At 32.1% G+C, this 14,518-nt stretch carries 17 protein-coding genes; 3 read left to right on the forward strand and 14 right to left on the reverse strand.

From position 1 onward, the window contains the following. From rpsS to rpsL, 9 genes are all read right to left on the reverse strand, one after another. Positions 1–279 carry a 30S ribosomal protein S19 gene (rpsS, locus tag OLM55_RS01140; RefSeq protein ID WP_264559587.1) on the reverse strand — a complete coding sequence of 93 codons (279 nt, stop codon included), beginning with the start codon at positions 277–279 and terminating at the stop codon, positions 1–3. Between the two features lie 8 nt (positions 280–287). Further along, positions 288–1,112 (reverse strand): 50S ribosomal protein L2, encoded by an 825-nt coding sequence (gene rplB, locus OLM55_RS01145; RefSeq protein WP_264559588.1) that lies wholly within the window; start codon positions 1,110–1,112, stop codon positions 288–290. Between the two features lie 6 nt (positions 1,113–1,118). Continuing rightward, complete coding sequence (gene rplW / locus OLM55_RS01150; RefSeq protein ID WP_264559589.1) at positions 1,119–1,409, reverse strand: 50S ribosomal protein L23; 291 nt, start codon at positions 1,407–1,409, stop codon at positions 1,119–1,121. Positions 1,410–1,417: 8 nt separating this feature from the next. Continuing rightward, a complete protein-coding gene (gene rplD / locus OLM55_RS01155; protein WP_264559590.1) occupies positions 1,418–2,047 on the reverse strand; it encodes a 50S ribosomal protein L4 in 630 nt (209 codons plus the stop codon). Then, positions 2,047–2,664: a 50S ribosomal protein L3 gene (rplC, locus tag OLM55_RS01160; protein ID WP_264559591.1), complete on the reverse strand. Its 618-nt coding sequence runs from the start codon at positions 2,662–2,664 to the stop codon at positions 2,047–2,049. Before rplC ends, rplD begins: the two co-directional genes overlap by 1 nt. Positions 2,665–2,886: 222 nt before the next feature. After that, positions 2,887–3,192, reverse strand: coding sequence for a 30S ribosomal protein S10 (gene rpsJ, locus OLM55_RS01165; RefSeq protein WP_264559592.1), 306 nt, complete (start codon positions 3,190–3,192; stop codon positions 2,887–2,889). Between the two features lie 11 nt (positions 3,193–3,203). After that, positions 3,204–5,360 (reverse strand): elongation factor G, encoded by a 2,157-nt coding sequence (gene fusA / locus OLM55_RS01170; protein ID WP_264559593.1) that lies wholly within the window; start codon positions 5,358–5,360, stop codon positions 3,204–3,206. A 9-nt stretch (positions 5,361–5,369) separates the two neighbouring features. Further along, positions 5,370–5,846 (reverse strand): 30S ribosomal protein S7, encoded by a 477-nt coding sequence (rpsG, locus tag OLM55_RS01175; protein WP_264559594.1) that lies wholly within the window; start codon positions 5,844–5,846, stop codon positions 5,370–5,372. 24 nt (positions 5,847–5,870) lie between these two features. Beyond that, entirely contained in the window at positions 5,871–6,254 is a 384-nt protein-coding gene (gene rpsL / locus OLM55_RS01180) for a 30S ribosomal protein S12 (protein WP_264559595.1), read from the reverse strand. Positions 6,255–6,367: 113 nt separating this feature from the next. Here rpsL and OLM55_RS01185 point away from each other — a divergent pair, with 113 nt between their 5' ends. Together OLM55_RS01185 and rlmB are read left to right on the forward strand one after the other, a co-directional pair. Beyond that, on the forward strand, positions 6,368–8,134 hold the full coding sequence (locus OLM55_RS01185; protein ID WP_264559596.1) for a hypothetical protein: 1,767 nt from the start codon (positions 6,368–6,370) through the stop codon (positions 8,132–8,134). A 51-nt stretch (positions 8,135–8,185) separates the two neighbouring features. Further along, positions 8,186–8,920, forward strand: a complete 735-nt coding sequence (gene rlmB, locus OLM55_RS01190) for a 23S rRNA (guanosine(2251)-2'-O)-methyltransferase RlmB (protein WP_264559597.1) — start codon at positions 8,186–8,188, stop codon at positions 8,918–8,920. A gap of 72 nt (positions 8,921–8,992) precedes the next feature. Here rlmB and OLM55_RS01195 read toward each other — a convergent pair whose 3' ends face one another. Beyond that, complete coding sequence (locus OLM55_RS01195) at positions 8,993–9,751, reverse strand: rhomboid family intramembrane serine protease (protein ID WP_264559598.1); 759 nt, start codon at positions 9,749–9,751, stop codon at positions 8,993–8,995. A gap of 228 nt (positions 9,752–9,979) precedes the next feature. Here OLM55_RS01195 and OLM55_RS01200 point away from each other — a divergent pair, with 228 nt between their 5' ends. Then, positions 9,980–11,257 carry a replication-associated recombination protein A gene (locus tag OLM55_RS01200; protein ID WP_264559599.1) on the forward strand — a complete coding sequence of 426 codons (1,278 nt, stop codon included), beginning with the start codon at positions 9,980–9,982 and terminating at the stop codon, positions 11,255–11,257. Positions 11,258–11,342: 85 nt separating this feature from the next. Here the strand turns inward: OLM55_RS01200 and OLM55_RS01205 are convergent, their stop codons facing one another. From OLM55_RS01205 to OLM55_RS01220, 4 genes are read right to left on the reverse strand one after another with little or no spacing between them, the layout of a single operon-like run. Continuing rightward, complete coding sequence (locus tag OLM55_RS01205; RefSeq protein WP_264559600.1) at positions 11,343–12,083, reverse strand: hypothetical protein; 741 nt, start codon at positions 12,081–12,083, stop codon at positions 11,343–11,345. 1 nt (position 12,084) lies between these two features. Further along, positions 12,085–12,777, reverse strand: a complete 693-nt coding sequence (locus OLM55_RS01210) for a YjjG family noncanonical pyrimidine nucleotidase (RefSeq protein WP_264559601.1) — start codon at positions 12,775–12,777, stop codon at positions 12,085–12,087. Between the two features lie 9 nt (positions 12,778–12,786). Continuing rightward, positions 12,787–13,272 carry a hypothetical protein gene (locus OLM55_RS01215; protein WP_264559602.1) on the reverse strand — a complete coding sequence of 162 codons (486 nt, stop codon included), beginning with the start codon at positions 13,270–13,272 and terminating at the stop codon, positions 12,787–12,789. Next, entirely contained in the window at positions 13,265–14,518 is a 1,254-nt protein-coding gene (locus OLM55_RS01220; RefSeq protein ID WP_264559603.1) for an ABC transporter permease, read from the reverse strand. The genes OLM55_RS01215 and OLM55_RS01220 overlap by 8 nt, the downstream gene beginning before the upstream one ends.

Genomic DNA, 14,518 nt, shown 5'->3' on the forward strand with positions numbered 1-14,518 from the left:
TTATTTTTTACCTTTATTTTTTGCACCAGCATGACCCCTAAAAGATCTTGTTGGTGAAAATTCTCCTAATTTATGTCCTACCATGTTTTCAGTAACGTAAACAGGTACAAATTGACGACCATTATGAACTGCGATAGTTTGCCCAACGAAATCTGGAGTAATCATAGATGCTCTTGACCAAGTTTTGATCACAGCTTTACTATCTTTCTCTACATTATCTTGAACTTTTTTATCCAATTTATAGTGAACATAAGGTCCTTTTTTTAATGAACGTGCCATATCTTATATTATTTCTTTCTACGTTCTACAATATACTTGTTACTCGGGTTAACTTTAGAACGAGTTCTATAACCTTTAGCTGGTAAACCTTTTCTTGAACGTGGATGACCTCCTGAAGAGCGTCCTTCTCCACCACCCATTGGGTGATCAACTGGGTTCATTGCAACTGGTCTTGTTCTCGGTCTTCTACCTAACCATCTAGATCTACCAGCTTTACCTGATACAACTAATTGATGATCAGAGTTAGAAACAGCTCCAATTGTAGCCGAGCAAGTTAACAAGATCAATCTTGTTTCACCAGAAGGCATTTTAATAGTAGCATATTTTCCATCTCTTGCCATTAATTGAGCAAAAGTTCCTGCCGAACGCGCAATAACAGCACCTTGACCTGGACGTAATTCAATACATGAAATCACTGTCCCTAGAGGAATTTTACTTAAAGGCATTGTGTTTCCAATCTCTGGAGACGCATCTGGACCTGAAACTAAAGTTTGTCCAACTTCTAATCCATTTTGTGCAATAACATAAGTTTTTGCACCATCAGCATAAGCTAATAAAGAAATAAAAGCAGAACGATTAGGATCGTACTCGATAGTTTTAACTGTAGCTGGAATCCCATCTTTAGTTCTTTTAAAATCGATTAAACGATACTTTTGCTTGTGACCACCGCCCATATAACGCATGGTCATTTTTCCTTGACTATTTCTACCTCCAGAGTTTTTTTTCGGCGCCAACAAAGAGCGTTCCGGCTTATCAGTTGTAATAGTGTCAAAGCTATTCACAACTCTAAATCGCTGACCTGGGGTAATAGGTTTTAATTTTCTAACTGACATGTTCTATTAGATATTATTATAAAAATCTATTGTTTCACCTTCTTTTACTTGTACAATTGCTTTCTTGTAAGCATTTGTTTTACCACTGATCAAACCACTTTTAGTGTATTTTACCGATCTATCCGCTCTGTAAGTCATAGTGTTAACAGCCTCAACATTCACACCATAAGCAGCTTCAACTGCATTTTTGATTTGAATTTTATTAGCTGACTTCTGAACCACAAAACCGAAACGATTATAAACTTCACTAAGTTTAGTTATTTTTTCAGTTATAATAGGTTTAATAATGATACTCATAACCTTAATTATTTACTTAAATTTTCTTCAATTTCTCCAATCGCACCTTCTAAAACAACCAAACTATTTGTATTCAAAATAGTATAAGTACTTAATTCTGAAGAGCTTACCACTGAAGAAGCCTTTAAATTACGTGACGACAAATATACATTTTTATTTGAATCGCCCAACACAAATAAAGATTTTTTATTTTCTAACCCTAAAGCTTTCAATACGTTAATGAAATTTTTAGTGTTTGGAGCTTCGAAACTGAAGTCTTCTACAACAATCAAATTAGACTCTTTTACCTTAATAGATAAAGCAGATTTTCTTGCTAATCTTTTTAAGTTTTTGTTCAATTTGAAAGAATAACTTCTTGGTCTTGGACCAAAAACAGTACCTCCTCCTTTAAATAAAGGATTCTTAATACTACCAGCACGAGCTGTACCTGTTCCTTTTTGCTTTTTAATCTTACGAGTACTTCCAGTAACCTCTGCTCTCTCTTTAGCTTTATGAGTACCTTGTCTTTGATTTGCTAAGTATTGCTTAACATCAAGATATACTGCATGATTATTTGGCTCAATTGCGAATACTGAATCAGAAAGTTGAACTTTTCTTCCAGTATCTTTTCCGTTGAAATCTACTACTTTTACTTCCATTACTTCTGAATGATTACATAAGAGTTCTTGTGTCCAGGAATAGCTCCTTTAACAACTAATAAGTTCTTTTCAGCAACAACTTTCAAAACTTTTAAATTTTGAACTGTAACATTATCACCACCCATTCTACCAGCCATTCGCATTCCCTTGAATACTCTAGACGGATAAGATGAAGCTCCAACAGAACCAGGTGCTCTCAAACGGTTATGTTGACCATGAGTCGCTTGACCAACACCACCAAAACCGTGACGTTTTACAACACCCTGAAAACCTTTACCTTTTGACACTCCTTGAACGTCAACATACTCACCTTCAATGAATAAATCCACAGTGATAACATCACCTAATTTGTGCTCTTGTTCAAACTCCTTAATTTCAACGACTTTTTTCTTCGCAACAGTTCCTGCTTTCTTAAAGTGAGCTGCCTCAGCTTTAACAGTTTGCTTTTCAGATTTGTCATCGAAACCAAGTTGTAGAGCAACGTACCCGTCAACCTCCTCGGTTCTGACTTGGGTAACTACACATGGACCAGCTTCAATTACTGTACAAGGAATATTTTTCCCGTTTTCATCAAAAATGCTAGTCATGCCAATTTTTCTTCCGATTAACCCAGACATATTAAACTAATTATTAATTAAATTTTACTTTTTGTATACATATAATACATACACACCTCTTTTTGAGGGTGCAAATATATAATTTTTTTTTAAATACCGCAAATATAATTAGTTAGACCAAAAAATAAGTTTTTGACCTAAAAAACAACTTGAAGTATTTAAAAAAACCGCAGTACATAAATACTTGCGGTTTTTATTACTGACCAAACAGTTATATTGAAATTATACTTTAATTTCAACTTCAACACCACTCGGTAACTCTAATTTCATTAAAGCATCGATAGTTTTTGAAGAAGAACTATAAATATCTAATAACCTCTTGTAAGAGCTTAATTCAAATTGCTCTCTAGATTTTTTATTTACGTGTGGTGAACGTAAAACAGTGAAAATCTTTTTATTTGTTGGTAAAGGAATTGGCCCAGTAACTACAGCACCAGTACTCTTTACAGTTTTTACAATCTTTTCAGCAGACTTGTCTACCAACATGTGATCGTAAGATTTTAATTTTATTCTGATTTTTTGACTCATTTTCTTAAAAATTAAGCGTTACCTTTTGCTTTTTTAATTACTTCTTCTGAAATATTAGAAGGTGTTTCTGCATAGTGAGAGAACTCCATTGTAGAAGTAGCTCTACCAGATGACAATGTTCTCAATGTAGTTACATAACCAAACATCTCAGATAAAGGCACATCAGCTTTAATAGTTTTTGCACCAGATCTATCTCCCATGTCATTAACTTGACCTCTTCTTCTATTTAAATCCCCAACGATATCACCCATATTTTCTTCTGGAGTAATAACTTCGATTTTCATAATAGGCTCAAGAATAACAGCTCCTGCAGCTTTAGCTACTTCTTTATACCCCATTTTTGCCGCTAATTCAAAAGAAAGAGCATCAGAATCTACAGGGTGAAAAGATCCATCAGACAAAGTAACTCTCAAACTATCCACAGCATAACCTGCTAATGGACCAGTTTTCATAGCTTCACGGAAACCTTTTTCAACAGCAGGAATATATTCTTTAGGAACATTTCCTCCTTTAACAGCATTAATAAATTGTAACCCTACAGCTGGCTTACCATCAACATCTTCAGCAGGCTCTAATGTAAATACAATATCACCGAATTTACCACGTCCACCAGATTGTTTCTTGTAAGTTTCTCTATGAGTAGCAGATCTTGTAAATGCTTCTTTATATTCAACTTGAGGCTCACCTTGGTCAACTTCAACTTTAAATTCACGCTTCATTCTATCAATCAAGATATCTAAGTGTAACTCACCCATACCTGAAATAATAGTTTGACCTGAAGCCTCATCAGTTCTAACTGTAAATGTAGGATCCTCTTCAGCTAACTTAGCTAAAGCCATACCCATTTTATCAACGTCAGCTTTTGTTTTAGGCTCAATTGCAATACCAATTACAGGATCAGGGAATTTCATTGACTCAAGAATAATTGGGTGCTTTTCGTCACACATTGTATCCCCAGTTTTGATATCTTTAAATCCTACAGCAGCTCCAATATCTCCAGCCTCAATATATTCGATTGGATTTTGTTTGTTAGCATGCATTTGGTAAATACGAGAGATACGCTCTTTATTTCCTGAACGAGTGTTCAAAATATAAGATCCCGCATCTAAACGTCCTGAATAAGCACGGAAGAACGCTAAACGACCAACATAAGGGTCAGTAGCAATTTTAAATGCTAAAGCAGCAAATGGCTCTTTAACATCTGGCTTACGTAATATTTTTGTTTGATCTTCTTCTAATAAATCAGCATCATCAGGATGAATCCCCTCAATACCTTCTTTATCCATTGGAGATGGTAAATACTTACATACAGCATCTAACATAAATTGAACTCCTTTGTTTTTAAACGCAGAACCAGCAATCATAGGAATGATAGCCATATCAATTGTAGCAGCTCTTAATGCAGCATTAATTTCATCTTCAGTTATTGAATTCTCATCTTCCATATACTTATCTAAAAGATTTTCGTCATATGTAGCGATTTCTTCAATAAGAATAGAACGATATTGTTTAACTTCATCAACCATATCAGCTGGAATATCAATAATATCAAAAGTAGCTCCTTGAGTTTCATCATGCCATACAATAGCTTGATTTTTAACTAAATCAACAACTCCTCTGAAATCATTTTCCTCACCAATAGGTAAAGTGATAGCAACAGCATTTGATTTCAACATATCTTTTACCTGTTGACATACTGCTAAGAAATTAGATCCTTGACGGTCCATTTTATTAACAAATCCCATACGAGGTACTCTATATTGATCAGCAAGTCTCCAGTTAGTTTCTGATTGAGGTTCAACACCATCAACAGCACTAAATAAGAAAACTAAACCATCTAATACACGTAACGAACGATTTACCTCTACAGTAAAATCAACGTGTCCCGGAGTATCAATAATATTAAAGTGGTAAGGTATAGACTCTGGCAACAATGCACCTTGCTTTGTTGGAAAATTCCACTCACAAGTAGTTGCAGCAGAAGTAATAGTAATACCTCTTTCTTGTTCTTGAGCCATCCAGTCCATTGTTGCTGCACCATCATGCACTTCACCAATTTTATGCGATTTCCCAGTATAGAATAATACACGCTCTGTTGTTGTTGTTTTACCAGCATCAATGTGAGCAGCAATTCCAATATTTCTTGTATATTTTAAATCTCTTCCCATTTCTTCTAATTAAAATCTAAAGTGTGAGAATGCTTTATTTGCATCTGCCATTTTATGAGTATCCATTCTTTTCTTAACCGCAGCACCTTCTTCTTTAGAAGCTGCTAAGATTTCAGACGACAATTTACCTGCCATAGATTTCTCATTTCTTTTTCTTGCATATAATATTAACCATTTCATTGCAGTAGAAATTTTTCTATCTGGACGAATTGGCATTGGTATTTGGAACGTTGCTCCACCTACTCTACGGCTTCTTACTTCTACGTGAGGCATAACATTTGTTAATGCATCTTTCCATAGCTCTAAAGCTGTTTTTTCTGTATCTCCTTTTTTAGCTTCTACAATGTCTAATGCATCATAAAATACTTTAAAAGCTGTTGATTTTTTACCATCCCACATTAAGTTGTTTACAAAACGTGTTACTAACTGATCGTTAAATTTAGGATCCGGTAAAAGAGGTCTTTTTTTGGCTGCTCTTTTTCTCATGTCTTTTCTTTAAAAGTTTAAAAATTACTTTTTAGCGTCTTTTGGTCTTTTTGCTCCGTACTTAGATCTTCTTTGAGTTCTACCGCTAACTCCGGCAGTATCCAAAGCACCACGTACAATGTGGTATCTAACACCTGGCAAATCTTTAACTCTTCCACCTCTAACTAATACTATCGAGTGCTCCTGTAAATTATGTCCTTCTCCAGGGATGTAAGCATTTACTTCATTACCATTTGTCAAACGCACACGCGCAACTTTACGCATTGCTGAGTTTGGTTTTTTAGGTGTTGTAGTATACACACGCGTACAAACCCCTCTTCTTTGAGGACAAGAATCTAAAGCAGCCGATTTACTCTTCTTAGTTATTTTGGCTCTTCCTGTTCTTACTAATTGTTGAATTGTTGGCATAACTGTTAATAATTGTTACTAATAATTTAATATCCCCGCTTTTTAGGGGATGCAAATGTAATGATTAATTTAAACAAAACAAACTTAATCCATTAATTTTCAATCATCTCTAAATGAAATATTTATTTACATTAAAAAACAGAATTAATAACTTAGTTTCATCAAGCTATTTACAAGACATTATACTTAATTTATTTTTTTTACGTTTCTTTACATCAATGAAATATTTTATTCTGTTTTTTACTTTATTTACTTGCAATCTTTCTATTTCTCAAAACTTTTATTTGAAAATTGAAGGCGAAAATGACTTTGAAACCAAGCAAATTGACTCTATAAACTATAAGAGTAAACATAAACTTGTGGCAGATATATTAAAGGAGAAAGAAATATTTGATTTAACACTTCAAAACAATGGTTTTTTTGAAGCTGAATTAATAAAACAAACAAAAACGAACGACAGTACATTTTTATTTCAATATAAATTAGGCTTACCTTTTAAAAAGATACATATATATACAGGTACAATTTCAGAAGACATTTTAGCTACACTTCAAATAGAATCCGACTCCATTCGACTGAAAATAAAAGAAACTGAGAGTTGGATGCAATCTAAAGTCAACTTACTTGAAAAGAAAGGCTATTCATTAGCTAAACTTTCATTGACTAATCATAAACAAATTAAAAATAAACTTACTGCTACTTTATTTATAGAATTAAACCAAAAAAGAACAGTTGATGATTTGGTCATTCTTGGATATGATAAATTTCCAACAAACATTAAAAAGAATTGGATTAAAAAATATAAAAGAAGAACCTTCAACCAAGATTTGGTAAAAGAGATAAACGATGATTTTTCCGAACTTCCATTCATTACACAAACAAAATATCCAGAAATATTATTTACTGAAAATTCAACAAAGATTTATACTTATCTAGAAAAAACAAAACCAAATAAATTTGATGGCTTTATTGGTTTTTCAAACGATGAAAATAACAAGTTGATTTTTAACGGATATTTGGATTTATCACTACAAAACATTTTCAATTCAGGAGAAAAATTTAAACTCTATTGGAAAAACGACGGAAAACAACAAACTTCTTTTAACCTTGGAACAGAATTACCTTACTTATTTAAAAGTCCGCTTGGATTAAAAGCTGATTTACGAATATTTAAAAGAGACAGTACATTTCAAAACACAATTACCGATTTAAATTTAGGTTATTATTTTACGTATAACAAAAAAGTATATTTAGGTTTTCAAAACACCAAATCAGTAGACATCCAAAAAGTAAATTCAGCAACTTTAAATACATTTACCAATACTTTTTACACCACAAGTTTTGAATATTTCAAAAGAAAAATAGATGACTTCTTATTTCCAGAAAGAACAAATTTCCTTTTCAAAACAGGTTTTGGAAATCGTAAAATAGCTTCCGAAAACACTTCTCAATTTTTTGGACAAATAGACGCTACTCATATTTTATATTTAAACACCAAAAACAACATTCGAATAAAAAACCAAACGTTTTATTTAAATAGTGATACTTATATAATAAACGAACTGTATCGCTTTGGAGGAATCAATTCCATTAGAGGTTTTAGAGAAAATAGTTTACAAGCCAACTTCTTCTCAGGCTTAATGCTTGAATACAACTATATTCTAGCACCAAATATTTATGTTCATTCTATAACTGATTACGGCTATTTTCAAGATAAATCATCAGAAATACAAGATAGCCTTCTCGGGCTTGGATTTGGATTTGGATTACTAACCAATAACGGTCTTTTTAATTTGGTTTATGCAAATGGCTCTACAAATAATCAAGCGATCAAACTTTCAAATTCTATAATTCACATTAGTTTTAAAACGAATTTTTAAAAAATTTCTAACTTGTAACTTTTACTTCTAACTTTAATTTATCTTTGCCAAATGGAAAAAGAAAATCAAATATTTGGAATTAGAGCAATAATAGAAGCTATTGTTGCAGGAAAAGAAGTCGATAAAGTTTTTATTCAAAAAGACGCACAAGGCGAATTGATGCAAGAGCTTTTGAAAACAATGAAAAAAAACAATATTAATTTTGTTTATGTTCCTGTTGAAAAACTTAACCGATTAACTTCTAAAAACCACCAAGGTGCAGTTGCAAGTATTTCACCTGTTTCTTTCCATGATTTAGAAACGTTGGTTACAGCAGTTTTAGAAAAAGAAAAAACACCTTTATTTTTAATATTAGACCAATTGTCTGACGCTAGAAATTTTGGAGCTATTATCAGAACTGCAGAATGTACTGGAGTTGACGGAATTATTATTCAAAAACAAGGTTCTGCACCTGTAAATGGAGATACTGTAAAAACTAGTGCTGGTGCAGTATTTAATGTCCCAATTTGCAAAGTAGACCACATTAAAGACGCTATTTTCTTTTTACAAGGAAGCGGAATCAAAACTGTTGCTGCAACTGAAAAAACCGACAATACCATTTACGACATATCACTTGCTGAACCTACTGCAATTATAATGGGAAGTGAAGACCGTGGTGTAAACCCCTCAGTATTGAAAATTGTAGATGAAAAAGCAAAATTACCAATGTATGGAACTATAGAATCGTTAAATGTTTCTGTGGCTTGTGGCGCTTTTTTATATGAAACGGTAAGACAAAGACAGTAGATTGAAGAAGGTAGAGTTTAGATTATTGATTTCAGATTGTTTTAAAAATCAAAAGTCGTTAATCTATAACCATCAATCTTTTTTAATTCCAATAAAATTATAAATTACCTTTAAAGAAGTTGTAAAGTATTCCTTTACGACTTCTTCTGGTTTTGGCAGAGGGTTAAATTTTCCTGTTTCGTCAAAATTTTTTATAAATGGATCCAGCTCTGGGTTAAAATCAGGTTTTTCCCAGTCGTATAAAATAGGTTTTGCAAATTGAGGTGTTCTTAAAACCAAAGCAAAAGCAATTCCTGTTAAAAAACCACTTAAATGTCCTTCCCAAGAAATAGCGTCATCTACTTTTGGAAACATATACCAAACCATTCCGCCATAAAACACAACGATTAGCAAAGACAAGGCAACTAAACGATAATATTTGGTAAAAATTCCTTTAAAAAACATAAAACTTACCAAAGCATAAATTAATCCGCTTGCACCAATATGATAACTCGGTCTTCCTAACAACCAAGTTCCTAAACCTGAAAATATAATTCCGAAAATAAGAACTACAAAAGACTGTTCTCTATAAAAAAATCGTAGTGCCGCTAACAAAACTAATAAGGCTAGTGAATTATTTATTAAATGTTTTAAATCGCCATGCAAAAAAGCACTGAAGAAAATTCCTTTTGCACCAAATGCTTCTCTTGGATACACACCATAATGTGATAAGCTGATATGAAAGTGTTTTTCTACCCAAAATACTGTCCAAAGCGACAATACAAAGAGTAATGGTAACAGTACTACCGATGGCGTAAAAACAAATGGATTTTCTAAACTTGGTTTTTTCATATAATTGTAATCTCAAAGATAAGACCAAATAATTTGTTGTGCTATTTTGTCAGAAAAAAGAAAAAATACAAGTCCAAAAGAATATAAGATAGCCCTGATAGAGCCGATAGCTTTGTAGCGAAGCGGAAAACTAAAGGTGAAAGCAGGAATATGGATTGCAAAAACATCAAAAACTTTCGCTTCAAAATAAAGATTGTTTCATAAAAAGGATATGATTAAATTTGTGCTATGGAAGCACCGTTAGCAGAAAGAATTAGACCCAAAAACTTATCGGAATATATTAGTCAGTTGCATTTAGTAGGCGAACAAGGTTCGTTAACACATCAAATTGCAAAAGGAATAATTCCAAGTTTAATTTTATGGGGACCGCCTGGAACCGGAAAAACGACTTTAGCGCAAATAATGGCTGAAGAAAGTAAGCGACCATTTTATATTTTAAGCGCTATTAATAGTGGTGTAAAAGATATTCGTGAAGTTTTAGAGAAAGCCAAACAAAGTGGCGGAATTTTTACGGCTAAAAACCCCATTTTATTTATAGATGAGATTCATCGTTTTAGTAAATCGCAACAAGATTCTTTATTAGCAGCAGTTGAAAAAGGTTGGGTAACCTTAATAGGAGCCACGACTGAAAATCCGAGTTTTGAAGTAATTCCTGCTTTATTGTCAAGATGTCAGGTTTATGTGTTGAATCCGTTTTCGAAAGATGATTTAGAAGCATTATTAAATCGAGCAATTGCTACAGATCGTTATTTACAAACTAAAAAAATTGAATTAAAAGAAACCGAAGCTTTACTGCGATTATCGGGCGGTGATGGAAGAAAATTATTAAACGTTTTTGAATTAGTAATTAATGCAACCGAAGAAGACACGATTGTAATTACCAATGAAAAAGTAATGCAATTGGCTCAAAAAAACACCGTTTTATACGACAAAACCGGCGAACAACATTATGATATTGTTTCAGCATTTATAAAATCGATACGAGGAAGTGATCCAAATGGTGCAGTTTATTGGTTAGCTCGAATGATTGAAGGCGGAGAAGACGTGAAATTTATAGCTAGAAGATTATTAATTTTAGCTAGTGAAGATATTGGAAATGCCAATCCAACCGCATTAATTATGGCAAATAACACGTTTCAAGCAGTTACAACAATTGGTTACCCTGAAAGTAGAATTATCTTGAGTCAGTGTGCTATATATTTAGCGAGTTCAGCAAAAAGTAACGCGAGTTATATGGCCATTGGAAAAGCACAACAATTGGTAAAACAAACAGGCGACTTGCCAGTTCCGTTACATTTGCGAAATGCTCCAACCAAATTAATGAAAGAATTAGGCTATGGCGATGAATATAAATATTCGCACGATTATGCCAATAATTTTGCTGAGCAAGAATTCTTGCCAAATGAAGTTTCAGAAACTAAATTTTTTGAACCTGGTGATAACGCTCGTGAAAGAGAATTACGCACTTTCTTGAAAAATAGATGGAAAGATAAATATGGGTATTAGGTATTAGGTATTAGGTATTAGGTATTAGGTATTAGGTATTAGCAAAATTACTTTTTACTTTTTACTTTTTACTTTTTACTTTTTACTAAAACTTAACCTCAACTTTTTCAGAAACTAATACTTCGTTTTGGTAATACTCAAAAAACCAACCGTTTATTTTCTTCATAAAAACACCATTTATTTCTCCTTTTGAAGCAATAAAAACCGATTCGTTTGATGTTTTTTGAATAAGATAAACTACTGTTGGAGCACTATCAACAATTTTATAACCGTTTGAAATAGGAAGTGCATATAGCTCGCCTTTTAGAGGCTTCACAACTTCCGCAACGATAGGTTTAATTTCTTTAACTTCAACTTTTTCTATAGTTTGAACTACAGGTTCTTTAATTTCATTTTCAGGAGCATTTAAATTTTTGATTTTCAAACTTCCTCTTAAAGAAGTTAGAGCAAACCTTAAAGCTTCATTATATGCTACATTATAATCTTTATCTCTACTAGAGCCTTCTGCACTTGTTAGAAGAATATTATTTTGACAATCAGTTAAGACTACCGTCAATCTGCTCGCAAAAAGTCCATTATTTTCAGTAACATCTGCAAATAAAACAGTGCACCTATTATTAGCAATTTCTTTTGGTAAAATATCTTCAGCATAATATACTTTAAACCCTTCGGTTTCAAAAAAAGATTTTGTTAGTGAATTCAAATTATACTTATTTTCTTCCTTTAAAAAAGAAAACTTTTTAGGAAGAATAATTATTTCGTATTTAGATTGTGCCGAAATACTAATTGTAAATAAAATTGTAATAATGAATATTAACTTTTGCATGTTATAATATGTTTTTTAATTCTAATAAATGATTTACTTGATAAATTGATTTTGATGTACTGAAATTTTGTTCATTAAAATAAATAGCATCTATTCCAAAGCTTAATGCTCCATCAATGTCTGCTTCTAAACTATCGCCTATCATTATACTTTCTTCTTTAGAAGCTTTTGCCAAAGATAGTGCAAATTCAAATATAGTGGGGTGTGGTTTTTTAACTCCAACCATTTCAGAATTAGTAATAGTCTGAAAAAAATGATCAATTTTAGAATTCCTTAATTTTCTGCCTTGAACTTCACCAAATCCGTTAGTAATAATATGTAAATGATAATTTTCTTTCAGATAATTAAGCACCTCAATTGCTCCGTCAAACAACAAGTTATTGTCAGGTAAATGTATAATATAATCTTCTGAAAGCTGATGAATCATTTCATCAGTTATTGAAAAGTCTAAAGCTTCAAACACATCTTTTAAACGATAAAAGCGTAGATGCTCAATAGAAATTTGATTGACTTGATACAATTTCCAATAATGATGATTTCGAGGAATATAATATTCTAGAAATTCTACAACTGAAACCTCTAAATTATGTTTCTTAAAAATAATTTCAAATGCAAAAGCCGAATTTTTATCAAAATCCCAAAGTGTGTGATCTAAATCAAAAAATATATGTTTCTTATTAGAGAAGGTTTTCAATTGATACAATTATTTACCTGCAGTAATTACAGTGTTTTCTATGTGATAAATCCAATCTTCAACATCGCTATCATTATAACGAAATGTTCCTTTTAAGGTAACATATTGATCGGTTTTTAACTTAGGTAGTTCTCCTTTAAATTTAATACCCATTATTGTTTCTGGCCCTGATTTTCCACAGAAAAAACATGCAGCAAAAACATTTTTACTAATAGCATAATTCTTATTATCAATAGGAATTATAAAACCGCTAATTACTACCGACTTCCCTTGCATAGACTTTAGTTTTGGGTTTATTACAGGAAACATAACTTCACCATATAACTTATCTGGTTTTTTTAGATAATCTATTTTTCCTAATAATGTCCAAGTTAATGTATCTGCATAAACAGAAGTTGTTGCTTTTTGAAAATTTTGTTTTTCTTCTTTCGAATTAAAACTAAATAATGTAATTGCAATTAATAAGGCAAGTGAAAATTTTAATGTATTACGCATTTGCTAATGTTTTTGATATGTTTAAATTATAAGCTTTTATTGCAGGAATTAACGCCGCAATTATACCTACAGATATTGTTAGTAAAAATAATATTCCTTCTTTCTCCCAAATGAATTCGTAAGGATTAAAACTCAGTTTAAAATCTTCTTCAGATGAGTTTGAAATAAATATCAATGCTACTCTTCCCAAAATCGTACCAAAGATAAATCCAACAGTACAAAGCAACAAACTTTCAATCATTATTAGTTTTAAAAGTTGTAATCTTTTTGCCCCGTTTACACGTAAAAGCGCAAATTCATCTTTTCTTTCTTTTAAAGTATTGAATAATGCAATAAAGATTGATATTCCAGAAATTAACATAATTCCGTAAGCTAAATAACGAAGTCCGTTTATTCCAACACCAAACAAACTAACCAATCGGTTTACTTCTAATGCCGGTGAAGCAGCTTGCATTTTTGTGTTTTGAGGAATAAGACGTTGCCAAGTTAATTTTGCCATAGGATTTCTAATCTGCAACAAAACAGCAGTTATATCCATTCCTTTTTTATCTAAAGTAAATTCTTCTGAATGATGCTCTTCTCCCTCTTCATGAACATGCCCTTCTTCTCCATGTGCTGGATTTGCTTCTTCATGTCCACCGTGCATTTGCCAAACACTTGGAATAGTACATAAGATTAAATTATCAACAACTTTACCCGTTTGTTCTGCTATTCCAACAATTTTATACGCATATTGATCATGAACTTCTCCTTCAGCAGCATCACCATGCGAACCAAAAAATTCATCTCCCAACTTTAAATTTAATTTTTGAGCAATTTCAGAACCAACAACTACTTCAAAATTATTTTCGAATATTTTTCCTTGAGTAATTTTCGCATCATATTTCTCTAAATAATCTGAAGTTGTTCCTAATATTTTATAACCTCGATAATTGTCTCCAAAAGCAAGTGGAATTGCCTTTTTTACAAATGGATGTTGCATCCAAACTTTTGCAGAATCGTAACTTATGTTTCCTGTAGGCGCATCTACTTGGTAAACTGAAGAAAGAATTAATTGCAACGGACTTCCTTGTGCTCCGAGAACTAAATCAACCCCATCAATATTATTGGTAAATTTTTCTTCAAATTGTTTTTCCAATAAAACCAAAACAGTAATAATTGCTACACTTGAAGTTAGTAATATTATACTTAAAATAGTATTCAATGGTTTAAACCAAATATTTCGCCATGCTAATTTTGTAATCAT

This window comes from Flavobacterium sp. N2270 (assembly GCF_025947225.1).
Classification (GTDB): domain Bacteria; phylum Bacteroidota; class Bacteroidia; order Flavobacteriales; family Flavobacteriaceae; genus Flavobacterium.